The sequence below is a fragment of the Streptomyces sp. NBC_00513 genome (assembly GCF_041431415.1).
Taxonomy (GTDB): domain Bacteria; phylum Actinomycetota; class Actinomycetes; order Streptomycetales; family Streptomycetaceae; genus Streptomyces.
Map to the genome: position 1 here is coordinate 168,594 of NZ_CP107845.1, position 22,139 is coordinate 190,732.

Annotated in this window: 19 protein-coding genes and 3 pseudogenes; 9 read left to right on the top strand and 13 right to left on the bottom strand. The window is 70.3% G+C overall.

Annotated elements, in window-relative coordinates:
• Positions 1-172 precede the first annotated feature (172 nt).
• On the top strand, positions 173-454 hold the full coding sequence (locus tag OHA84_RS00840; protein WP_266976078.1) for a hypothetical protein: 282 nt from the start codon (positions 173-175) through the stop codon (positions 452-454).
• A 219-nt stretch (positions 455-673) separates the two neighbouring features.
• On the opposite strand, the gene OHA84_RS00845 is transcribed toward OHA84_RS00840, so the two are convergent.
• The 3 genes from OHA84_RS00845 to OHA84_RS00855 all read right to left on the bottom strand — a co-directional run bounded on the left by OHA84_RS00845 (position 674) and on the right by OHA84_RS00855 (position 2,884).
• Positions 674-1,189, bottom strand: a complete 516-nt coding sequence (locus tag OHA84_RS00845; RefSeq protein WP_266976080.1) for an RICIN domain-containing protein — start codon at positions 1,187-1,189, stop codon at positions 674-676.
• A gap of 521 nt (positions 1,190-1,710) precedes the next feature.
• Positions 1,711-2,049: a hypothetical protein gene (locus OHA84_RS00850; RefSeq protein ID WP_266976082.1), complete on the bottom strand. Its 339-nt coding sequence runs from the start codon at positions 2,047-2,049 to the stop codon at positions 1,711-1,713.
• A gap of 109 nt (positions 2,050-2,158) precedes the next feature.
• Positions 2,159-2,884, bottom strand: a complete 726-nt coding sequence (locus tag OHA84_RS00855; protein WP_266976084.1) for a DUF4241 domain-containing protein — start codon at positions 2,882-2,884, stop codon at positions 2,159-2,161.
• A gap of 283 nt (positions 2,885-3,167) precedes the next feature.
• On the opposite strand from OHA84_RS00855, the gene OHA84_RS00860 reads away from it, so the two are divergent.
• Positions 3,168-3,326 carry a hypothetical protein gene (locus OHA84_RS00860; RefSeq protein ID WP_266976085.1) on the top strand — a complete coding sequence of 53 codons (159 nt, stop codon included), beginning with the start codon at positions 3,168-3,170 and terminating at the stop codon, positions 3,324-3,326.
• A gap of 60 nt (positions 3,327-3,386) precedes the next feature.
• Positions 3,387-3,503, top strand: a pseudogene (locus OHA84_RS00865) (DUF6233 domain-containing protein); the annotation flags it as partial.
• Between the two features lie 5 nt (positions 3,504-3,508).
• Here OHA84_RS00865 and OHA84_RS00870 read toward each other — a convergent pair.
• Complete coding sequence (locus tag OHA84_RS00870) at positions 3,509-4,093, bottom strand: hypothetical protein (RefSeq protein WP_266976087.1); 585 nt, start codon at positions 4,091-4,093, stop codon at positions 3,509-3,511.
• A 215-nt stretch (positions 4,094-4,308) separates the two neighbouring features.
• On the opposite strand from OHA84_RS00870, the gene OHA84_RS00875 reads away from it, so the two are divergent.
• Positions 4,309-6,063, top strand: coding sequence for a Helicase associated domain protein (locus OHA84_RS00875; RefSeq protein ID WP_371591284.1), 1,755 nt, complete (start codon positions 4,309-4,311; stop codon positions 6,061-6,063).
• A 70-nt stretch (positions 6,064-6,133) separates the two neighbouring features.
• On the opposite strand, the gene OHA84_RS00880 is transcribed toward OHA84_RS00875, so the two are convergent.
• On the bottom strand, positions 6,134-6,409 hold the full coding sequence (locus tag OHA84_RS00880; RefSeq protein WP_266977064.1) for a hypothetical protein: 276 nt from the start codon (positions 6,407-6,409) through the stop codon (positions 6,134-6,136).
• 387 nt (positions 6,410-6,796) lie between these two features.
• Here OHA84_RS00880 and OHA84_RS00885 point away from each other — a divergent pair, with 387 nt between their 5' ends.
• A complete protein-coding gene (locus OHA84_RS00885; protein WP_266977066.1) occupies positions 6,797-7,483 on the top strand; it encodes a hypothetical protein in 687 nt (228 codons plus the stop codon).
• 185 nt (positions 7,484-7,668) lie between these two features.
• Here the strand turns inward: OHA84_RS00885 and OHA84_RS00890 are convergent, their stop codons facing one another.
• Together OHA84_RS00890 and OHA84_RS00895 are read right to left on the bottom strand one after the other, a co-directional pair.
• Entirely contained in the window at positions 7,669-8,757 is a 1,089-nt protein-coding gene (locus tag OHA84_RS00890; RefSeq protein ID WP_266977068.1) for a DUF4238 domain-containing protein, read from the bottom strand.
• Positions 8,758-9,031: 274 nt separating this feature from the next.
• Positions 9,032-9,268: a hypothetical protein gene (locus tag OHA84_RS00895; RefSeq protein WP_266977070.1), complete on the bottom strand. Its 237-nt coding sequence runs from the start codon at positions 9,266-9,268 to the stop codon at positions 9,032-9,034.
• Positions 9,269-9,409: 141 nt separating this feature from the next.
• Between OHA84_RS00895 and OHA84_RS00900 the strand changes: the two genes are divergently transcribed.
• Positions 9,410-9,550 carry a hypothetical protein gene (locus OHA84_RS00900; RefSeq protein WP_266977072.1) on the top strand — a complete coding sequence of 47 codons (141 nt, stop codon included), beginning with the start codon at positions 9,410-9,412 and terminating at the stop codon, positions 9,548-9,550.
• A 568-nt stretch (positions 9,551-10,118) separates the two neighbouring features.
• Here OHA84_RS00900 and OHA84_RS00905 read toward each other — a convergent pair.
• Positions 10,119-14,291 (bottom strand): trypsin-like peptidase domain-containing protein, encoded by a 4,173-nt coding sequence (locus OHA84_RS00905; RefSeq protein WP_266977074.1) that lies wholly within the window; start codon positions 14,289-14,291, stop codon positions 10,119-10,121.
• A 4-nt stretch (positions 14,292-14,295) separates the two neighbouring features.
• Positions 14,296-14,643: a CU044_2847 family protein gene (locus OHA84_RS00910; protein ID WP_266977076.1), complete on the bottom strand. Its 348-nt coding sequence runs from the start codon at positions 14,641-14,643 to the stop codon at positions 14,296-14,298.
• A gap of 351 nt (positions 14,644-14,994) precedes the next feature.
• On the opposite strand from OHA84_RS00910, the pseudogene OHA84_RS00915 reads away from it, so the two are divergent.
• Positions 14,995-16,205 (top strand): annotated as a pseudogene (locus OHA84_RS00915) (helicase associated domain-containing protein); the annotation flags it as partial.
• Between the two features lie 301 nt (positions 16,206-16,506).
• The gene (locus OHA84_RS00920; RefSeq protein WP_266977078.1) at positions 16,507-17,682 is read left to right on the top strand and encodes an ATP-binding protein; all 1,176 of its coding nucleotides are present in this window, start codon (positions 16,507-16,509) and stop codon (positions 17,680-17,682) included.
• A 972-nt stretch (positions 17,683-18,654) separates the two neighbouring features.
• Here OHA84_RS00920 and OHA84_RS00925 read toward each other — a convergent pair.
• The gene (locus OHA84_RS00925) at positions 18,655-18,891 is read right to left on the bottom strand and encodes a hypothetical protein (protein ID WP_266977080.1); all 237 of its coding nucleotides are present in this window, start codon (positions 18,889-18,891) and stop codon (positions 18,655-18,657) included.
• A gap of 180 nt (positions 18,892-19,071) precedes the next feature.
• On the opposite strand from OHA84_RS00925, the gene OHA84_RS00930 reads away from it, so the two are divergent.
• Positions 19,072-19,200 (top strand): hypothetical protein, encoded by a 129-nt coding sequence (locus OHA84_RS00930; protein ID WP_371591285.1) that lies wholly within the window; start codon positions 19,072-19,074, stop codon positions 19,198-19,200.
• A gap of 328 nt (positions 19,201-19,528) precedes the next feature.
• On the opposite strand, the gene OHA84_RS00935 is transcribed toward OHA84_RS00930, so the two are convergent.
• From OHA84_RS00935 to OHA84_RS00945, 3 genes and pseudogenes are all read right to left on the bottom strand, one after another.
• Positions 19,529-20,005, bottom strand: coding sequence for a hypothetical protein (locus OHA84_RS00935; protein ID WP_266977084.1), 477 nt, complete (start codon positions 20,003-20,005; stop codon positions 19,529-19,531).
• 566 nt (positions 20,006-20,571) lie between these two features.
• Complete coding sequence (locus tag OHA84_RS00940; RefSeq protein ID WP_266977086.1) at positions 20,572-20,898, bottom strand: hypothetical protein; 327 nt, start codon at positions 20,896-20,898, stop codon at positions 20,572-20,574.
• Positions 20,844-22,054 (bottom strand): annotated as a pseudogene (locus OHA84_RS00945) (conjugal transfer protein TraA); the annotation flags it as partial. The gene OHA84_RS00940 and the pseudogene OHA84_RS00945, both read right to left, overlap by 55 nt.
• Positions 22,055-22,139 lie beyond the last annotated feature (85 nt).

Sequence of the window (22,139 nt, forward strand, 5' to 3'; positions counted from 1 at the left end):
GCAGGGGTGCGCGGCTCGACCGTTGAGCGACCTCCGAAGCCGGCAGGCCCTGCGGAGCGACCGAGAGGGCGCCGGGCGACACGACCCTCCCCGAACCCGGGCACGCCCGCCGGCGTGACGTCCAGGCACAGCCCTTTGAAGCGCAGGGGTGGCGGTAGCGCCGCCTCGGTCGATGGCAGTGTCGGCGCTGATCTCCGCGGCCAACTCCGGGCGGACCTGGGTCGTGTCCAGGGTGTCGCGTGAGCCCCAGGTCGAGGCGAACCGCACCCCGGCCCAAGGGTGTCCGGGGACCGGCGGGTGTCAGGTGTTCTGCGACCGTGCGGGCCGCGGGCGGGCGCAGGGGGAAGGTGCGGCCGATGTCGTGGAGGCGCCCGGCCTGGTCGTGGCGGCCGAGGACCAGGAGCGGCGGGCGGCGGGCGTGCCAGTGACCGCGAGCGGACTCGCTGCCCGGTAGGTTCGCCGAACCCGGCGCCGACATGGGCGCGCCGGGCGGGGCCGCGCTCGGACAGGCTCACCCCTCGAAGACGCGGTACGCCCGTCTGGACAGCCGGTCGCCTGGTTCCGGTCTGCGCACCGAGGACCCGCTCTGCTCTGTCTCGCCGAGCGCGCCTGCGCGGTCAACACAACGCCCCCGGGCCATTGCTGGGCGCGGGGGCGTCATGGGGTGGGGAAACTAGTGGTACCAGTTCATGGCCCAGTCCTGGGAGCGGGGCCAGTCTCCGGAGCAGGTCCACAGAGTCATCCAGGTCCCGTTGGCCTGGCTGTCGCCGTAGTTGGTCACGCACTTGTCACCGACCCAACTGGTCGTCCTGTTGCGGGCAAGGCTGTAGTCGCCCACCTCCCACTGCTGCAGGTTGCTGCCCGTGCAGGTCCACAGCGTGAGAACGGTCCCGTTGGCGGTGCTGTTGCCCTTGGGGGTGACGCACTTTCCGCTCGCCACGTGAATGAGCGTGTGATTGTCGCTGGTGAGCTGGAACTTCTGGGCGTAGGAGTTCGTACAGTCCCACAGCGTGAGCACGGTCCCGTTGGCGTTGCTGTTGCCCTGCGGCGTCGCGCACTTGACCGAGTTGGGCGTGTTGTTCTTCCACTCCCCACCTGCCGCCCATGCGTAGGAAGACGTCGAGTTGATCATCATGAACGAAAGGAACATCGCGACAAAAGCCGCCAGATATCCGGTTCTTCTCTTCATTTCCATGCCCTTGCTTGATGTCCAAAGAACGCATCGGAGTCTGATGCGACCCGAGTTTCCGGGCGATATTACATGATCATCATGGTGCGCATATCGACTAAAATGCGCTAATAGTACACATGGGCTTCGGCTTGCGCTGAAGGACGGCCCGCCACTGGGCGACGTAGGTTGTCGGCGTCTCCACTTCAACTCATTCCGCACACGCCGAATGAGTCAGAATGATGTCAACAGTGCTGATTCCAGGGTTGATTGAGGACCAAGCCGTAAGCCGCGTACGTGTACGCGACGCCCGATGTCCACCCCTGCGGAGGACAAGCCGCCACCCGGCCAGTGACCAAAGAGCAGCCGTCGCAGGGCTCGGTAGGCTCGCCGCACCCGCGCCGACATGGGTGCGCCGGGCAGGGCCGTGCACGGACAGGCTCACCCCTCGAAGATGCGGTACAGCGGCCCGACACAGCCCCGGCAGCCCTCACGGACCGCCGGGGCTCTCCGTTGTCCCGCCCGTGCGCCGTATCGGGTCGCTACGCGGCGTCGATCGCCGGTCGACGTCGCCCAGCCAGGACCGGCGGGCCGGAGTCGGAGGGCTTCAACACGGGCCGGCGGGCGACCCACAGGCCCGGCTGCGGCCACTCGTACAACCTGGACACCACCGACGTCGAGCCGTCCAGGTCGATCGCCACCTGATAGACGGTGCGCCCGCCCGCGTGATCCTGCCGGGCCTTGACCGGCGCGAGCCTCCACGCCCCGCAGCTCCAGATGGCCAGGGGCGGGCGGTCACCGGCCGGCCACGTCCACACCCGGGGCGCCGGCCCGTCCTGCGGCCCCCACGGCCGCAACGCCACCGGCTCCTTCTCGCTCATCAGCCGGCAGCGGACCGCAGAGCCTTGCAGCTGGCACAGGGGCGAGGCCCCGTGGCCGTACCTGCAACAGGACTGGCGGCTTCTCTGCACTAGTCACACCCGCGAAAGGTCATGCTTTGGCGCCGGACAAGCCACTGGTGACGACAATGGCGGCCACATCGCCGCCCTCCGTCCGCCCCAACCAGACGATGCCGCCTGACTCCGCTCCGAACGTCACCAGGTCGGCTTGTTGCGACTCGTCACTGATCCGCTCGCACCCGTCCGCAAGCTGCCCGCTTCCACGCGGTTCCCACCGCCCGTCCACGCACGTGCGAAATGGTGCGGACAGGGTCGTCCAAGCGCCGGCGTCGGCGAAGCAGCCGACGTTGTGGTCGGCTGCGAACCTCGGTTCCTCCCCTGGCGGAAGACGGTCGATGTCGTCATCGACACCCAGGCCCATCTCCCACCCGACCACAGGGTCATCGCTGATGCGCAGGCGCGTCGCTGCGCACTCCACGCCGTCGAACTGCTCGCCGAAGAACTCGTACGGGCCCGCCGTCCACGCGATCTCCACCGGGTAGACGCCCGGGGGAATGCGCACCGCCAGTTCCCGCGGGGGCCGCGTCGGCGCCCCTTGCTCGTATCTCCCGGTGTCATCGTCGTCCCACGGTGCATCGACAACAAGACGGCCACTGGGTACACGAAGAGTGGTCACCTCCTCGATGCCCGTCACAACGATGGGCGTTGTCGGATCGTCGTACACCGTCCCCAGCTGAGCACCGGGCGTGAAAGCCGCCTCCAGGTACCAGGCGGCCTCAGGCCCCGCCGTCAACCGCGCGTTACCGACCCACTTCATGTCCCACCCCTCCCCACCACCCAGTCGGACGGCCAACCGAAAGGTACGTGGCCCGGCTGACATCGGCGCCTCCCATACGGCCGAGACCGCTGCAAGCCGGCAGGCAGGGCGGCCAAGACACGACAAGGCTCAATCGCAATCGTTGGTGCAGTTAACAGGCCACCGTGCGCACGGGCCGGTCTGGGAGGGCGACCAGGTCGCCGGCGTGGGGCGCGGCGGGGCGGGTGTGGCCATCGGGATCCCGTTCTGGTGGGGGGCTGTTCTCGGACATAGAATAGAACGAGTGTCCGATATTCTCCCGCCTGACGTGGCGCGCCTGCGCACCGTCGTCACCTACCTTCGGGCCGCCCTCGGCCGCGCCGAACAGGCTCTCGCCGTCGCGGAGACACAGGCGTCCCTGGACGCGGGTCGCCGCCCGCTGCCCGAGCCGCCCGCGTGCTGATCGAACACGGCATCGGCGCGGGCCGACCGCTCATCCGCGTCCACGCCCGGCGGATGCTGGGACACACGCAACCGCTGCTCGGCCATCGACGTCGAGCAGGCGCGCCGCGCCCTGGCCGAGGGAGTACCCGGCTGCCCGCACTGCCGACCACACGTCACCCTCGACCTGCTGGACTGAGGTCGTCAGGGCCGCGGCGCCGTGTGCTCGCGTGCGTCCATGTAGGAGCTGATCCGACCGGCGTCGTGCATGAGCGCCGCCAACTGCGCGCCCGCCCACAGGGCAAGCGTCAAGGCGATCTCCCGCGCGTCCTCGACCTCGTGGCCGGTACGGGGATAGAGCAGGTACGGCACCCCGATCTGCGCGAGACGCTCGGAACCGGTGGGGTCCTGCGCACGGGCATCCAGGTCGGCGGCGACGACCGACAGGATCTCGATCGCGGTGGGCCCGGCCGGATGGGCGTGCCGCTGCGCCCTGCACACCTCGTCGCCGAAGTCGCGCAGCCACCGCTCCATCCCGGCCCGGTCGAGCTGCTGAACGAGGTAGGCGCACAGGTCGATCGCCAGCCACTGCGCCAGCAGCAGCGAGTCCGCGCGCAGCGTTCCGCCCCTCTGCCAGCTCTCCAGCGCGGCCGTCAACCCTCGGTACATCTCCCAGTTCGGCGGCGACCCGTCCGTGTCGGGATGGCGCGCCGCCTCATCGAGTGCCGTCGCCCTGATCAGCGAGAGCGCGACCGTACGGGGCTCGATCCGGGTGGTGATCTCAGTCATGACGCTCCGTCGAATTCGGGTGGTCGGCAGGTGGCAAAGGGCGGTCGGGCTCGGTCGTCGTCGCGACTCCAGGAATACCCCCAGCCCCTCATGCCGAAGGTGCGATCCGGTCAGACGGTCGGGGACCCGGCGTAGTCGTGGACCCGGTATCCGCGCCCGTCCTTGTGCCAGTCCAGGAACAGCACCCCGTCCCCGTACGCACCACGGGCGGCGCGGTGACTGATCGTCGGCGGAAAGACCACGGCCGCCACGACCGACCACCACCCGGCACAGTCAGCCACCACGGCTATCGGCACCCCCAGACGCACCGCAACAGCGCGCTGCGCCCGGCCAGCACCCCACCGGCCCCGCGCCCCGGCCACCACAGCGCGCAGCACCCCACCACGGCCCGCAGACACCTTCCGCGCCGGCTCGGCGCCACCGGTCACGATGTCGGCGGCGGTCCGGTCCCGCACCACCTCCACCCCCGCGCACCACCAGCTCGCCGACGCCTGGGCGAGGGAGTCGACATCACCGGCGAGCGGGGCGTGGAGGCGATCTGCTTCGCCGACACCCGCGGCTCCCAGGTCGAGATCGTCCAGAACATCGGCCGCGCCCTCCGCCTGAACAAGGACGGCTCCACAAAAATCGCCCGGATCATCGTGCCGGTCTTTCTAGAGCCGGGCGAAGACCCGACCGACATGGTCGCCAGCGCCAGCTACCGCCCCCCTGTAGCAGTCCTCCAAGGCCTCCGCAGTCATGACGAACGACTCGTTGAGCAGCTCGCTTCCCGCGCCCTCACCAGCGGCCAGCGCAAGCTGCACGTCCAGCGCGACCAGGACGGCCAGATCGTCGGGGCCGGCGGCGAGGGCGACGACCAGGAGGACGACGACACACAGGCCGCCGCCGAAGCCGCCCTGCTCCACTTCTCCAGCCCACGCGACGCCGCCAGCATCGCCGCGTTCCTGCGCACCCGGGTCTACCGACCGGAGTCACTGGTGTGGCTGGAGGGCTACCAGGCCCTGCTCCGTTGGCGGGCCGAGAACGAGATCACCGGCGTCCACGCCGTGCCCTACGACGTCGAGGTCGAAGTCGGCGTCACCAAGGACTTCCCCCTCGGCAGGTGGGTGCACCAGCAGCGCAAAACCCTGCGCGCCGGGGAACTCGAGGAACGGCGCAAGATCCTCCTGGACGCCCCGGAGGCCGGGATGGTCTGGGAGCCCGGCGAGGAGGCATGGGAAGCCAAGCTCGCCGCCCTGCGGTCGTACCGGCGAGCCACCGGGCACCTCGCGCCCCGACAGGACGCCATGTGGGGCGAAGACGACGCGATGGTGCCCATCGGACAGCACATGGCCAACCTCCGCCGCAAGGGAGCCAAGAACGGCCTGGGCAAAGACCCGGACCGGGCCGCTGTGCGCGCGGCGCAGCTGGCCGCGATCGACGAGAACTGGGACTGCCCGTGGCCCCTGGACTGGCAACGCCACCACCGGATCCTGGCGGACCTGGTCGACGCCGACGGCGCCCTCCCCCACATCGCACCCGGAGTCGTCTTCGACGGCGACGACATCGGGAAATGGCTCCAGCAGCAGAAACAACCAGCCACCTGGACGCGGCTCCAGCCCGAACAGCAGGAACGGCTGAACGCGATCGGCGTACAGCCCGACCAGAATCTGTCTCACGCCCCCGCAGCCGGTCGCGGGGCGAAGGGGCCGGGCAAAGCGCAGCAGGCATTCCAACGGGGCCTGACGGCCCTCACGCAATGGGTGGAGCGGGAAGGAGCCCACCGGCCGGTCCCCCGCGCCCACGGCGAGGAGATCGCCGTCGAGGGCGAAGCGGAGCCTGTGACCGTGAAGCTGGGCGTGTGGGTCTCCAACACCAAGAGCCGACGCGACAAACTCACCACCGACCAACTCGCCGCCCTCGCGCAGCTGGGCGTCGACTGGGCGTCGACTGGGCGTAGAGCGCAGCTCTGTCGATGTCTGGGATGCTGACCAGCTGCACCTGCCTCGTGCCGACAGTGGCCCCTGAGCCTTAGGCTCTGGGGCTACTCCGGGCAGGCCATCAGGAGAAGCTCGGTTCGTCTCCCCACAGACCAGAGCCGCCGACCTGAGCGCCTCCCAGCGCAGTCGACTGCTTGGGCACAAAAGGCGAGCTGATGCCCGCGCTGTCTATCTGCCGGTACACGAGTCGATCACCGACGAGTGTGGCCACGTAGCGACCGTTGGCGCCGTACACCTTGTCGCCGTCGATCTTGCCGACGTGTCGGCCCGAGTTGTCGTGGACGTCTTCGCCAGTCCTTCGCAGCGGCTTGCCGTCGCGGGTATGCAGATTAGCCACCTTGTCTCCTAGTTCGAAGGGATGCTTCAGGCTATCCGGCGCAGCAGGCGTTCAAGGTGGGGCATGGCGGCCCTCGTTCAGGGGGTCGTACGGGCAGGCACGGACCGGCCGGTCCCCAGGGCCCACCCGAGAGGGCCTCTGGCACCATCGACAGGGGTCCTGTCTGTCAGTGGTGCCAGGGACACTGGTCGCAAGCCTCAGCGCCGCAGGCGTGAGGGGTCGGCTTTCCTGGACTCAAGGGACTGAACCATGCTTACTGAAGCACTCATGGCCGCGGCCGGAGCGGGCGGTACCGCTGTCGTCCAAGCCGTCGGCACAGACGCATGGACTGCTCTGCGGCAACGCGTAGCTCGTCTTATGGGGCGCGGCGAACCTCAACGTGAGCGTGTGGAGCTGGAGCGCCTGGACCGCACCGCGCAGGTGCTGATGGAAGCCGATGTCACCGGCGAGACGGAGCGGGCACTCCTCCGCCAGGAGGCCTCTTGGCAGACCCGCTTCGAATCGCTTCTGGAGACGCTGGAGGAGTCCGAGCAGCAGCAGGTCGCGACCGAACTTCAGGCCCTGGTGGCCGAGCAGCAGGAATACGCAGCCCGCCAAGGCGTGGTCGGCAACACCTTCAACGGCCCCGCCGCCGTGCAGGTCGGAAACCACAACCAGCAGGAGAACCGCTTCAACATCGCAAGCTACCTTCCCGCTCCCGCGGGCCCTCGGGTCGTCCTCCAGGTCTCCAACTCCATCCCGGTCTATGACCTGCCCGACGGCAGCCAAGACCTCGGCGACCACTTCGTCAGCGTGGAGGCGGTCAACACCGGCGACCAGCCCATCGCCATAACCAGCTGGGGCATAGAGCTCCCCGGTGACCGGCGCGTCTTCGTCACGCGAGGGGAGAACTGGGCCACTCCGCTCCCCCACGTGCTCACTCCTGGCGCCCCTCCCGCTCGGTTCCTTATCCGAGCCGATGAACTGCGGCGCGTAGAGCGAGAGCAGCACATCCCGTTCACCCAAATGCGGCCCTACGTGGGCCTGGCCGACGGAACGGTCGTCCAGTCCGACCGCCCCGTGCCGTTGGCCTGACAGCGATTTGAAGGCCCCGGGACGTCGTGCCCCCGGGGCCTTCGTCTTGCCTTCCCGCCCCGGCCGGCGGTGCAACACGGGCTGCAACGCACAGGTGCACCAGCGGTCCGGACGGCAATGCTCCCCTGTCACCGCAGGTCAAAGGTGCAACACAGCTGGGGCTGTGGGGGCGGCCCGGCCTCCCGTCACGGGTGTTCAACGGTCCAGCGGCGTTCGATGTTCTGATCGAGCGGAAATACGGGGTACTGCAGGACATACTGCGGGCCGGAATGCGTCTCGCCCTCCCAGGACTTCGGCTGTGCGCGGCCGGTCGGTTTCCAGTGCTTCCAGGGGTCGTGCTCCGGGTGGTGAATCACGAACTGGTCGGCCACGTCGTACGCCACCCCCACGAGCGCCATGCCGACGGCGCCCTTCGCGTGCATCAGGTGATCCACCTGCTTGCGGTGGTCGTCCTCCCGGGTCGCGGGCCCTGGCAGGAACAGGAAACGATGAGGGTCAAGCGGCAGCATGATGTCGCTCAATGCGGCGGCGCGTACCTGGTCTTCATCGTCGGGGCGGTTCCAGACGACGACCGGGGTGTCGCTGGTCAGTAGGCACATGTCACTGAAGCCGAGCGCCCACGGGCGGGCTTCCAGGGTGAGTGCCAGCGTGACGATGTTCTCGACGATGTAGCGCAGGTGCGGGTTGTTCTCGGCGAGCCGGTGCACCTCGTCGGGAAGCGCGGTGAGGTCCGGTGCTTCTGCCTGCCGGTGGGTGAGGCGCTTGCGCTGGCGGGTGGTGCGCAGGATCTGGGCGGCCATCCACCATGCGAGTACGTGGCGCTGGTCTAGGCTCAGCGGCCACTGCGGCGTGAGGGCCCACTGGGGGTCGTTCAGCAGGACCTTCAGCACGGTGTCGGCGCGGCTCTCCAGGGAGGTGAACAGCCCCTCAGCAGCATGGTGAGGAACTCCGTCGGCGCTGATGCCCCAGTAGTAGCCAGTCTCGGCAGCGATACCGGTAGGCGTCACGGGAAACGGCTCATTGATCTTGCCGAGCCGTCGCACCGTCAGCTCGTACCTTCGGCGTGCCGCGTGCCGAGCGAAATGCCTCAGGTACATCTGGGGCACTGTGTGATCCCGGGTGCCTCCAGCCTTGGCCGCGCGCTTCGCCGACGATGCCTTACCCACTGGCGCCCCTTTCGTGCCTGCCTGTACGGGTCCTTCGTACACGGAACCGAGCAGCCAATGCCCAAGATTTTCGATAGGGCCCGCGGCCGAACGGTCCCACAGTCGCATCCGCACCTGACGCGAGGTGCCGGTCAGGGACTCCCAGACGCAGACGCGCGGCTCTGCGGCGCTGCTGCTGGCGGTGCGTGAGCTCCGGTGGGAAGCGTCGCCCGCCTGCGGTGTTCGGTTCGATCCCGACGAACCGCAACGTCATGGCGCTCTCCCTGCGGTGTGGTTATGCATAGCCGCGCGCACCGACCGTCCCGCAGCCCGGAGAGTCAAAGGGGACCGGTAACGGTGGAAGGCTGACTCGCAGGTCGCGAAGCGGGCCAGCCCTCCCAGGTCAGTTCCTGCCAGCGGCGGCCAGTGCTGTACGCAGGCGCGCGGCGATGGGCTGGAAGCGCTGGACGAAGCTAGGGTCCTTCATTTGGTCGGGCTCGGTCAGCTGCTTGTGCGGGCGGGGCCTGCGCCCGGTGAGGGACCAACCCAAGGGGCGCAACCCGGCGCGGTTCATGTCCCGGTCGACGCCTTCCAGGTAGTCCGCGTCGACGGGTAGCTCCCAGTTCGATTGCCAGATCACCCCGTCCAAGGCGATGGGGAGGTGAGGGGATCCGAAGAGGAAGCCCAGGCAGCGCTCGCGTAGAACCGCCGCGCGCAGGCGGCGAGGCGTTTCAGAAAGGCCTCCAAGCCCCTCCAGTGGTACATCGCGCGGGAGGGCGGAATGCCGGGACGCGCCGTCGTCGAGCGGCTCCCCGACGGCACCGAACACCGCACCGGCATCTGGATCGGCAACCAGAAAGCCCGCCGCAACCGGCTCAACGCCGCCCAGCTCGCCGCCCTCGGCGTGCACTGGGCGCAGTAGGCGCGCGAGCGCAGCACGCCGGTGGCGGTCAGCCCCCAGGGCGGCCGTAGGCCAAGGGCCCTGCAGGCGCGCCACGCCGACCACCCGCGAAACGACACACGCCTGCACCACACAAACGCCACGCCCCGACTCAACACACCCAGCTCAACACACCCGCACGCTGGTGAGAAAGCCCGTCGCCGGACCAGTGATAAATCCGCGACGCCCATCAGTGGAGCCTGATCTGGTGCGGGTGCACAATCCGGCCGCTCCGCTCTCCGCGCGTGTGCCCGAGGGGTGACTCGCCGCGGGGTGTGTGGTTCTGGCTTACGGTCAGTGCGCTGGAGCCCCTGCTGGCCAGGGCCAGGCTGGGGCAGGTGGCTGCGGCGGCAGCGGCCGAGATCGAGCTTCCCGTCACGCAGTCGGGGGCGAGCCCTCGCCGACAGGTCCGGGCGCTGTCGGGCGGCGCGTGAGTCGCGACAGCGTGGCGTTCGCGCGGGCCGGGGCCTGCGCGCACTGCAGCGTAGGGCGCCGGGTGACGGTGTCCCAGTCTCCCGTGAGCCAACAGGCTGACGCCAACGGGGTGCCGCTACAGGGTCCGCCCGGCGCCGGAAGGGGGTCCGGCCTGGGGGCAGGCCGAGCGGGCCGGCCGGTCCGGCAGGTACGCCGCAGATTCCTCCGGAGTGAGGTCGCGGCCGACGGCCCGGCAGATCCTCTCGATCTCTGCGGCGGGTTCGGGCAGCACCACGTTCCAGAGCCTCGCGGTCTTGTCGTCGCTGCCCGTGGCGAGGATGCGTCCGTCGGGGCTGAACGCCACCGACCACACCTCGTCGGTGTGACCGGTCAGGGTCATGCGCGTGGCGCCTTCACCCACGTCCCACAGGCGCGCGGTGCTGTCGTCGCTGCCGGTGGCGACCGTACGCCCGTCGGGACTGAACGCGACGGCGTTGATCTCGCCGGTGTGACCGGTCAGCATGCTGCGCGCCCTGCCCTCCCGGACGTCCCACAGGCGCGCGGTGCTGTCGTCGCTGCCGGTGGCGACCGTACGCCCGTCGGGACTGAACGCCACCGCGTACACGGGCCCGGTGTGGCCGCGCAGCACGGTGCGCTCCCTCCCCGTGGTGACGTCCCACAGGCGGGCTGTCTTGTCGTCGCTGCTGGTGGCGACCGTACGTCCATCGGGGCTGAACGCGACCGCGTACATCTTCTCGGTGTGGCCGCGCAGCACGGTGCGCTCCCTACCCGTGGTGACGTCCCACAGGCGGGCTGTCTTGTCGTCGCTGCTGGTGGCGACCGTACGTCCATCGGGGCTGAACGCCACCCCGTTCACCCAGCCGGTGTGCCCGCGCAGCACGACGCGGGTCGTGCCCGCGCCCACGTCCCACAAGCGCGCGGTCCTGTCGTGGCTGCTGGTGGCGAGGGTGCGCCTGTCGGGGCTGACCGCGATCGACAACACCTGGGCCGTGTGCCCGCGCAGCACGGCGCGGGTCGTGCCCGCGCCCACGTCCCACAGCCGCACGGTCCCGTCATCGGCGGCCGTGGCAAGCGTACGGCCGTCGCGGCTGAAGGCCACCGCGTTCACCTCGTCGGTGTGGCCGCTCAGCGTTCTGCGCGTCGGACCCGCGGCCGCCTCCCACAGGCGCACGGTCTTGTCGGTGCCGCTGGTCGCGAGCGTGCGGCCGTCGGGGCTGAACGCAAGCGAATGCACCTCGTCGGTGTGCCCGCTCAGGGTGTTGCGTGTGATGCCTGCTGCCACGTCCCACAGCCGGGCGGTCTTGTCGACGCTGCCGGTGGCGACCGTACGGCCGTCAGGACTGAACGCCACCGCGTACACGGGCCCGGTGTGGCCGCTCAGAATGGTGCGGGGCGCCCCGGACGCGACGTCCCACAGCCGCGCGGTCCTGTCCGTGCTGCCGGTGACGAGGGTGCGGCCACCGGGGCCGAAGGCCACTGCGTTCACCTCGTCGGTGTGTCCGCGCAGCACGGTGCGCGCCGTACCCGCGGGGACGTCCCACAGGCGGGCGGTCTTGTCGTCGCTCGCCGTGGCGAGGGTGCGGCCGTCGGGACTGTACGCAACCGACCAAACCTCGTCGGTGTGCCCGCGCAGCACGGCACGTGTCCGGCCTGCGGCCAGATCCCACAGGCGGGTGGTCTTGTCGGCGCTGGCGGTGGCGAGGGTGCGGCCGTCGGGGCTGAACGCCACTGCCCACACCTCGTCGGTGTGCCCGCGCAGGATGGTCCGCGTCACGCCGGTGGCCGTGTCCCACAGCCGCGCGGTCCCGTCGGCACTGCCGGTGAGTACGGTGCGACCGTCGGGACTGTACGCAACCGACCACACCTCGTCGGTGTGCCCGCGCAGCACGGCACGTGTCCGGCCTGCGGCCAGATCCCACAGGCGGGTGGTCTTGTCGGCGCCGGCGGTGGCAAGGGTGCGGCCGTCAGGGCTGAACGCCACCGATGCGACGTTGCTGGTGTGGTCGGAGAGGCGTCGGTGCAGGGGGAGCGCTGCGACGGTGTGCAGGGCGGCCGCGGACTCTGGGGTGTCGTCGGTGCGGTATGCCTGAACAGCGAGCAGGGAGGCGAGTTCCGGGTTGGTGTGGATGAGAGTGCCGGACTCCGCGGCAAGTTGCCTGGACAGGGCCTGTCGCTGCTGGGCGACGGCGGTCCGGCGCTGCACGAATGCGAAGCCTCCCGCCAGGACGGCCACGATGAGCAAGGCGGCCAGGATCGCGTTGAGGCGTCTGCTGCGCCGGATCCCGGCCTGCTGGCGTTGCCTGCTGGCCGTGAGGTAGGCCGCGATGTCTCCCGGGAGGCGTCGCTGATGCGACCATTCCATGCCTTCGGCGAGGGCGGTCCCGCCGAGCAGGTCTCCCGGATCGTTTCCCTCGGCGTAACGGGACCTGCGTTCGCGGGTACGGTCGAGCCACTGCTGGAACCGGTGGTCCTGGCCGACCCAGTCGCGCAGCGCGCCCCAGTCACGGATGAGGGCGTCGTGGATCAACTCGGCCACCGGGCGCCCGGGCGGCGCGTCGTGCGCATCGGGATGCTCGGGCGCCCGGAGCGTCTGGGTGGTGATGATGCGGTGCTGCGTGAGGGTGGCGATGACGGCGTCGACCGCCCCCCTGCCGTCGGCGGCCCCCGCGCCGGCGGAGGTGTCATCGGGGTCGGATGCCAGGTCGCGCAGTTCGTCAAGCGGGATCTGCGCGCGGATCGCGGGAACGTTGCGGGCCCGGTCGGCGGGTCGTACCAGGGAGGTCAGGACGCGCTGCGCGATGGGTCGCTGCTCAGGGGACAGTTGGCCGAGGGCGGTGTCGCACCAGGTGGTCAGGCTTCCTGTCACCGCTCCGATCCGCTGGTAGGCGTCGTGCGTGAGGTACCCGTCCATGCGCCGCTGCCACAGCTGACTGAGCGTTAGCTCCACCAGCGGAAGCACGGTGACGGGTGCCTGGCGGGCTGATACCCCTTCGGGGGTGGTAGCCAGGACGTCGGAGATGATCTGCTCGGGCAGCCCGGCCTGGAAGTGGAGTCCCACGTCCTGGGCGGGCAGGGTGATGATGTCGTGCAGGTCCTGTCTGCTCAGGATGCCCGGCACGTTGAGAAGTCCCGGCATGGCGGCTTCCAGCAGTCCCGGGGCCGAGGCGGCCAGCCGTGGGTAGAAATCGTCACGCATGATCAGGATCACGTGGAGCTCGGTGTTCGAGGTGACCGCCGCGGTGATCTGGTCCGCGACGCCGAGGCGGGTGGCCGACTGGGTAAGGAGCTCTTCGAACTGGTCGATGACCAGCACGACGCGCTGACGGCCGGGCTCGGCCGCGAGTCGGCGGCTGACGGCCGCGGCGATCCCGTCGGTGGTGGCCCCGGCCAGGCCAGCACGTTCCAGCTCTGCAGGCAGGTCCTGCCGAGGCCGGACGAGGACGGGCAGCCAGTGGTCGCTGCCCGCCAGCGCGCCGGCGGCCAGCGCCCGCAGCACACCCGCCTGGATCAGCGACGATTTACCCGAACCGGATGGTCCGAGCAGCAGGGTCAGGCCGTGCTGCCGGGCCAGGTTTGCGAGCACCTGTTCCACCGCGTCCTGCCGCCCCTCGAACCACTGGGCGTACTCCGCCGTGAACGGCTCCAGCCCCCGGTACGGGCACACCTCCCGCTCCGCGAGTTCCGGCCAGGTCTCCCTCAGCACCTGGGTGGGCGTGACGTAGGCGATGCCCTGCCCCCGTTCGTGCTCGTCGGGAGCGGTGATCTCGGTGAGCATGCCGATGACCAGGCCGGTCACCTCGTCCAGGACCGGCCCGCCGCTGAACCCTGTGGTGAGGTCGTTCGCCCCGGTCAGCTGAAGATGCGCACCCCTGTGCGCGGTGGCGGGCAGCAGGTCACCGGACACGCCGAAGCCGAAGTGCCCCTCCTGCGGGGCCTGGGCGGGGAATCCGAATGAGCGCACTTGATGGCCCCGGGACCCCGCCGCGGAGCCCAGCGGGAGCGGGGCCGTCCCCGGCGGTACGGCGGGAAGCCGGATGAGGGCCACGTCCTCCCCCGGCTCGCGCCACGCTTCCGCCATGACCCGGCCCTCGGACCGAGCAGCGCCTGCCACATGTGGGAAGACGAGCGTCACACTGTCGCCGGGGCCGCCTCCCGCGGCCCGGACCACATGCGCGCAGGTGACCAGGACGTCCGCGGCGACAAGGAAACCGGCCCCCGCGACCTCCCCGTCCGGGCCGAGGATCTGCGCGACGGCCAGGGGCAGTCTCGACGCACGGTCGCCTTCCACCGGATCAGCCCTCGCTCTCATCCGGGCCGCGCCGGACAGACCCGGTCTGCTCCCATCTGACCGTCACCATCAGGTGGCAGTGGGCGCCCGTCTTGGTGATCACGGCCCCGGCCTCGACCGCGAGGTCGACTCCGAACTCGACGGTGATCTCGTCGGGTCCCGCCTTGCGTAGTTGTTCGAGTGCGACGCGCGCGGCCCGGGTGACCGGTTCGAGGGCGTCTTCGAGGCTCCCCGGCAGATCGCGAATGGCGTCGCTGACGCGACCGGCCTTGACAGGTCCGTCCGGGGCGGCCGGGGCCTCAATCAGCACGAAGCCCCCGCCGTCCAGAGGAATCCGGGCCAGAGGTGCCACGGCTCCTCCTGCAACGCTGAAAGGCCCACGATGGGATCCCCATCAGCCTCGTCCGACCCGCCGGGGAGCGCATCCGGGATTAGGCCGTACGCCTCCGGACATCTGGGCGTCCCGGGCACGCAGCGAAGCAGGATAGGCCACGGCCTCCGTGTGCAGTCTGCAGGACCGGGAATCCACCACAACCCACCGGACCGTGCCCGTTACCGGAGAGACAGCCCGCTCCCCCACGTAGATGCGCTCCGCGTGCCGAACGTAACCACCACTTGGCCACTGTCACCCCGGGATCGTCACGCAACCATTCCCGCAGGTGACAACCAGAACAAACATCCCTCGCACTCCAACCACCCCTAGATAAAAGGTCTCCGCAGTCACGATGAACGACTTGTCGAGCAGCTCACCTCCCGCGCCCTCACCAGCGGCAAGCGCAAACTGCACGTCCGGCGTGACCAGGACGGCCAGATCGTCGGGGCCGGCGGCGAGGGCGACGACCAGGAGGACGACGACACGCAGGCCGCCGCCGAAGCCGCCCTGCTCCACTTCTCCAGCCCACGCGACGCGGCGACCATCGCGGCGTTCCTGCGCACCCGGGTCTACCGGCCGGAGTTCCTGGTGTGGCTGGAGAGCTACCAGGCCCTGATCCGATGGCGGTCAGAGAACGAGATCACCGGCGTCCACGCCGTCCCGTATGACGGGGAGGTCGAAGTCGGAGTCACCAAGGCGTTCCCGCTCGGGCGGTGGGTGCACCAGCAACGCAAAGCCCTGCGGGCCGGCGAACTCGAAGAGCGGCGCAAGATCCTCCTGGACGCGCCGGAGGCCGGGATGGTCTGGGAACCGGGCAAGGAGGCGTGGGAAGCCAAGCTCGCCGCCCTGCGGTCGTACCGGCGAGCCACCGGGCACCTCGCGCCCCGACAGGACGCCATGTGGGGCGAGGACAACGAGATGGTGCCCATCGGGCAGCACATGGCCAACCTCCGCCGCAAGGGAGCCAAGAACGGCCTGGGGAAGAACCCGGACCGGGCTGCGGAGCGCGCAGCGCAACTGGCCGCGATCGACGAGGACTGGGACTGCCCGTGGCCGCTGGACTGGCAGCGCCATTACCGGATCCTGGCCGACCTGGTCGACGCCGACGGCATCCTGCCCCACATCGCGCCGGGCGTCGTCTTCGACGGCGACGACGTCGGCAAGTGGCGATGGCGTCAGCAGGAACCGGGCACCTGGGTCCAGCTCCTGCCCGAGCAGCAGGCACGGCTGACCGCGTTGGGCTTCAACGCTCCCGAGCCCCGCCTCCCGCCCCCGCAGCCGCGCGTACGGCAAACGGCCCGAGCAAGGCGCAGCAGGCGTTCCAGCGGGGCATGGAAGCCCTCAGGCAGTGGGTGGCGCGGGAAGGCACCCACCGACCGGTCCCGCGGTCCCACGGGGAGGAGATCGCCGTCGAGGGCGAAGCGGAGCCCGTGGTCGTGAAGCTCGGTGTGTGGATCTCCAACACCAAAACCCGACGCGACAAGCTCACCACCGACCAGCTCACCGCCCTCACGAAGCTGGGCGTCCACTGGGCGCAGTAGCGAGTTGCAACCTGCCGGAATCCGCAGGAAAAGGCACCTCAGGCCCAGCCGAGAACGCCCCCCGCGCGCCTCCGGCGGGACCTTCGCGCTGCTCCGCTGCCAGCAGCGGACCCCCAGAGCGACGGCTGCGGCAAAGCCGTGGACGCGACCACCTGGAACCTCGCCGAATAAGGCCTGACCTGCGCATTTACCCTCAGATACCTAGGATGGGCATGCACCGGCGACGGCGTGGAAGCAGCTTCAGCTGCTTCTGTGACATCCGCTCACATGCATGCTCAGGACGGCCCAGGGAGGGTGTTTCATGACCGAGTCCGGCAACCCCAGTCAGCCCGCGAACGTGAATGAGTACAACGCCAGTCACATCCAGGTTCTCGAGGGCCGCGAGGCGATACGCAGGCGCCCCGGCATGTACATCGGCTCGACCAGCGAGCGCGGCCTGCACCAGATGGTGTTCCAGGTCGTCTCGTACGCCGTCGACGAGCACCTGGCCGGCCACGCCGACACCATCGACGTCACGATCACCGCGGACGGCGGCGTTCGCGTCGCGGACAACGGGCGGGGCCTGCCCGTCGAGGTGGAGGAGTCCACCGGTAAGCCGGCCGTCGAACGCGAACTGACGGAGCTGTCCTTCGGTCCCAAGCCCCATACCGGCTACTCGGTGTCCGGCGGCATCAACGGCCTGGGCCTGTGCGTGGTCAACGCGCTATCGAGCCGGCTCACGGTCGAGGTCCACCGAGACGGCCACCGCTGGACCCAGGCCTACGAGAAAGGCACCCCGATCACTCCCCTGACGAGGAACGAGGAGACGGGCAATCACGGGACCGCGATTACGTTCATGCCCGACACAGGCATCTTCGAGACCACCCACTACTCGTTCGCCACGCTGTCGCAGCGCCTCCAGGAACTGGCCTTCCTCAACGACGGCCTGGCCATCTCGCTCACCGACGAACGGCCGGAGCAACCGGCCCGCTACCACCACACGGACGGCCTACGGGCCTACGTCGCCCACCTCAACCCCTACCCCCTGAGCCTCGTCCACTCCCCCGCCATCGCCTTCGAGTCGGAGAACCAGGACGAAACGATCTCCGTGCAGGTCGCCATGCAGTGGAACACCTGGTCGCCGGGAGCGTTCCGCTCCTTCTCGAACAGCACGCGCACCCATGAGGGCGGCGCACACGAACAGGGCTTCCGCACCGCACTCACGGACCTCGTCAACGATTACGCGCGCCGTCAACAGCTTCTGTCCGCAGACGCCGAGAACATCACCGTCAAGGCCATCCACGAGGGCTTGACCGCAGTCGTCTCCGTAAAACTCGCCCACCCCGTCTTCGAAGGCTCCACCAGAACCAGACTCAGCAATCCCGAAGCGGACCTCTACGTCCAAGAGGTCGTCCGCAAGCACCTCGCCGACTGGCTTGACGACCACCCGGACGAGGCCGTGGCTATCATCCGCCACATCCTCAACGCCTCTACCTGACGCAGGAAGGCACAAAGAAGGACCTCCAGCCGGAGCGCAGAAGCACCTGGAGGTCACGGTCACTGACGGCGACCGAATCGCTGGGACACTGAACGCGCACGGGTGCACCGCAGGAGGCGCCGCCGCCGCACTCACCGACCTCGGCATCCACGGGGCCTTGGTGAACGTCGAAAAGATGTGTCGAGGCGGCAGAATACGCGGAGAAGGGGCGGTGAGCTGCGGAAATACCCCTCACAGGCCCGATGGACACCGCAGGGGGCACCACAGGGGAAACCGCAGGGGGACCGGCAGGTGCATTCGGGGCTTGCCCAACAGGCTTGCCCACCAAAAGCTTGCCCGGCATCAAGCAGCCACGGCCCCGGCTGTTACCCGGCCAGTTACCGAGCCTGTTACCTCTGGCTCTGTTACCTGCTCTGACCAGGGCGGACAGCCCCAGAATCGTGGTGTCCGAGGCGAGGTAACAGCCGGCTTGCCCGACCTAACCGGCGGATGGTCCTGACACCTGACGCTGACACAGCCGCTCGCTGCGACATCCCTCCCCGGCCAGGACAGGCAGGGGGCGGAGCGTGTCAGATGTCAGGACCCGGGACCGCCCCGAGGACCCGGGGGAACCTGAAGCTCCCGAGGCGGTGTGCGACCCGAACCCTTCAACGACCGCGAACCCCGACGGTTCCGGTCGCCCCACATCCGGGGGGGGCGACGCTGATCGGACCGATCGGAAACCGCAGGCCGGCATCGGTTCCCGATCGGCAGCCGATCGGCACGGGCAACCGATCGGCCGCCAATCGGAGGCCGATCAACGATCGATCGGCACGGCCTTGGCCATCGGGGTGGTCCTGACACCCGACGCGGACACCGCCGCGCGCGGCGAATCACCCGGCGGTGACGCCGGCGCATCAGGCGCCAGGACCCGGGACCGACACGGACATCGCGGTCAGGGTCTGCCCGCACCGGTGTGGATCCCCGTCTCCTTCAACGACCCGGCGCGCCGCCGGTTGCGGACCCGCTTCCCACGGTCGGGGCCGACGGTTGGAGACCGAGCTGGACCGCCGCCAGGGCGACCGCCTCCACCACCGACAAGCCGTCCCCACCGTCGCGGCCGGCCTCCGCACGCAGCCGGCCCGCCCGCGCTTCCAGGCGCCGTGCCAGTTCGTCCTGGACATCGGTGAGGTTGCGGCAGCCGCGCCGCCGGCCCGCGTAGTGATCCATCCGGTCACGGTAGAAGTTCACCGCCTCGCACGCGCGCGTCACGCGCGCGTGTTGGGCCCCCCCGCCGTCACACGGGCCGGGGCGGTGATGACGACGATGAACAGCCCGGCGAGAATCGGACCGGTGACCACCGAACGCCGCCGACTCGGCACCGGACCAACCCGAGGCGAAAACCCCGAGTTGTCGCCCAGACCATGCGCCCGCCCGGCCGCCGAGCAACTCCCCACCGCCCAGGCCGCCGTCGCCCGGCCCGCCCCCACCACCGGCCGGCGGACCCTCGGCACCGGACCAGTGACCGACGACCAGTGACTCACCGGTGACTGCCGCCGGGAATCGGTGACCGACGACCGGTGAGTGAGCCGGTGACCGGCACACCAGGACCGGTAACCGGTGACCGGTCACCGGCCGGCGGGCGGCGGGCGGCGGGCGGCGGGCGGGCGGGCGGGCGGGCGGGCGGCGGGCGGGTTCTCCGCCCAGGAGTGATGCCCGGGCACCTATCGGCCGACGGCGTCCCCGTCGACCCGGAGCAGCTCGTCGTCGTCCTGGAGACCGAGGCCGCCGCGATGGCGTAACCCGGCCCCTGGGCAAGCCCGCGTGGAGGGCTTGCCCAGGGTCGCCTTGCGCTTGCCCAGGGAGTTCAGGCTTGCCCGGTGGCCGGCTCCCACAGCGGGTGGGCGCGGCCGGTGCCGTCGCAGTGGAAGCACCGGCCGCCCCCGGGCGTGCCGCGGGCCCCGATGGTGTCGACGGCCTCGCGCAGGAGCCGGGTGAGGCCGTGGACGTGGGCCGGGTGCAGGGCGAGTTCGTGCCGGGTGCCCACCACGACTTCCAGCGTCTCCCCGGGAAGGGCGTGCCTGTCGTCCGTATCCAGGGCGGGCACCAAATCCCCTACCAGGTCATGCAGGTCGGCCATGGTCTCTCCGCCCGCCAGCTCCACCCGCGTCCTCCAGAGGAGTTCCGACCGTGTGAGAGACAGCAACACCTCCGGCCTCAGGAAGGGAAGAAAGCGGTCGGGCGCTTCGGGGTGGGTCGCGTGAAGTCGGGTCAGTGCGCGCCACATGGCGCTGGGATCGTGGACCTCAAGTCCGGCGGGGTTCTCCTGCTTGATTTCGCTCATGAAACTGGTCTACGGCCGACGAGGTGGTGTCGGCCGGCTTCGGGGCGCCGCGTCCCGGACGGTGCTCCGCGGACTTCAGGAGCCGTTCCGCCCTGCGGCCCGGACGCTGGGCAAGCCCTCCGCGTGGAGGCTTGCCCAGCGGATCCCGTGACCGATCGGCGGGCCGGGCGTGACCGATCCGTCTCCCGGAATCGGTCAATCAGCACGTCAGCGCCGTGACCGGCCCATGCAACTCCCGCCGAGGCGGTGACCGGTCATCGGTCACCCGCCATCGGTGAGGTGCACCCCGCCGGGAATCCCGGGATGGCCATGACCGATGCCGCCCGGACAGCCGGGGTGGGCAAGCCTGTGTTCGGGGCGGCTTGCCCAGGCTCCCCTTGGGCTTGCCCAGCGCCGGTCACCGGCCGGCGGGCTCGGGGTAGCGCCGGCGGCGACGGTCCGGGTCGTCGATGCCGATCTCGTACCAGGGCTCGCCCCGTTTCAACCGGGGCATGGTGTTCACCCACACCGCGACCGTGATGCCCCGGGCGTCGGCGGTGAGCGCCCGGCAGCGGTTGCCGAACTCGTCACCACAGCCAGGCGCTCGAGTGCCGCATCCAGGACAGGGCGCGGGCGTCGCGGCGGGCGGCGGCGCTGCCGATGCGGTTCTGCCGGGGCCGGGGCCGGCGCGACTGGGCGCCGTAGAAGCGGCGTACCCCGGCGGCCTTGAGCCGCTTGCGCTGCTTGGCCAGCTCCGCCTTCTTCGCCTTGATGGACTTCGGCTTCCGGGGCCGCTTCCAGATCGGCTGCCAGTCCGTCGGCGGCACGTACGCCTCGGCGCGCTTCTGGGCGGCCTCCTTCAGCCGGGCAGCGACGGCTTCGATCCTCGGGTCCGCGGGCGGCATGTCGGGCATGCGATTCCTCCGGTGGGTGGTGTCCGTACCGGCGCGGGCTGGACGGGCTGCTGGGAGTACGGCGGCGGGGGCGTCGCCGGGGCGGGCTGTGGTGCAGGGCGGCGTGCGGCGGCTCGTTCGCGGATGCCGGCCTGGAGGCGGGCGGCCATCTCGGCGGCGGCCTCCAGCGTCCGGCTGGTCTGCTCCGCCGCGGCGACGTCCGTCATCGGCTCCAGATCCCGGCCGGTCCTCCGCCCGGGGCGCGGGCTCAGGGTGGTCGGCACGGTGACGTTGCGCGGCCGGGGCCGGGAGTTCAGCCGGTCCGCGCGGCGAAGCGCGTGGACGCGGGCGGTCAGCGCGGCAGCCGCAAGACGGGCTCGCTCGTACGGGGAGGCTGCGCGCTTGCGGGTCAGCGCGCGGAGCACGGCCTGGTCCCCGATGTCGTGCGGGTACAGGGCGCGCAGGTCGGCGGTCATCATCCGCCGGGTGGCCGGGCGGGTGTAGCCGTCGATGGCCGCCTGGACTATCTCCTCGTCCAGGCCGGGCCGGTGGGGTCGGCCGCGAAGGATGTAGGAGAGCTGGCGGGGGGCCTCAGCGAGGAGGTGGTGATGCTTGAACCCGCCGCGCATCACGGACACCACGGCGGCGACGTTGACAGCCGCCAGGGCGGCGTCGACGACCGGGCGTACCCGCGCTCATATCGCCGCGGCCGCTGCTCGGGCGCGCTCCGCCAACCCGGCGACGACGTCCGCTCCGTATGCCTGGGTCGCCGAGTCCCGCCAGACCGCGCGCAGCTCGGACAGCGACCGCAGTTCTGTGCGCTTGGGTGAGCGGGTCCGGTCGGCGGCCTGGCAGGCGAGTGCGTAGGCGGCCCGCTCCCCCGGCGGGTGCCCCTGCCGGGCCTCGTACTCGGCCACCAGGACGGGGAGCGCGTCCTCGATCTGTTGGCGGCGGGCCATCCGATGAGTCGCTGGTCGATCCCGGGGATCTCCATGACGGGGCGGCGGCCGGGCGTCACCTCGCGCGGCTCCCACGCCCACCCGAGCCGGGCCGAGACCTCCTCCATGAAGTGGAGGGTGTAGAGGGTGTCGGCCGCGACGATGTGCGTCATCAGTGCGGCGGCGGTCTGGTTGCCCCACGTGCCCTTCACATCAGCCCGAGACGGTAACCCGACGACGGGTGCACAGTCCGCCGCACCGTCGAAGGCTGCTCGAACACCAAACGTCCATGCTCTCGGTTCGTCTCAGGTGTCAGACCAAGTG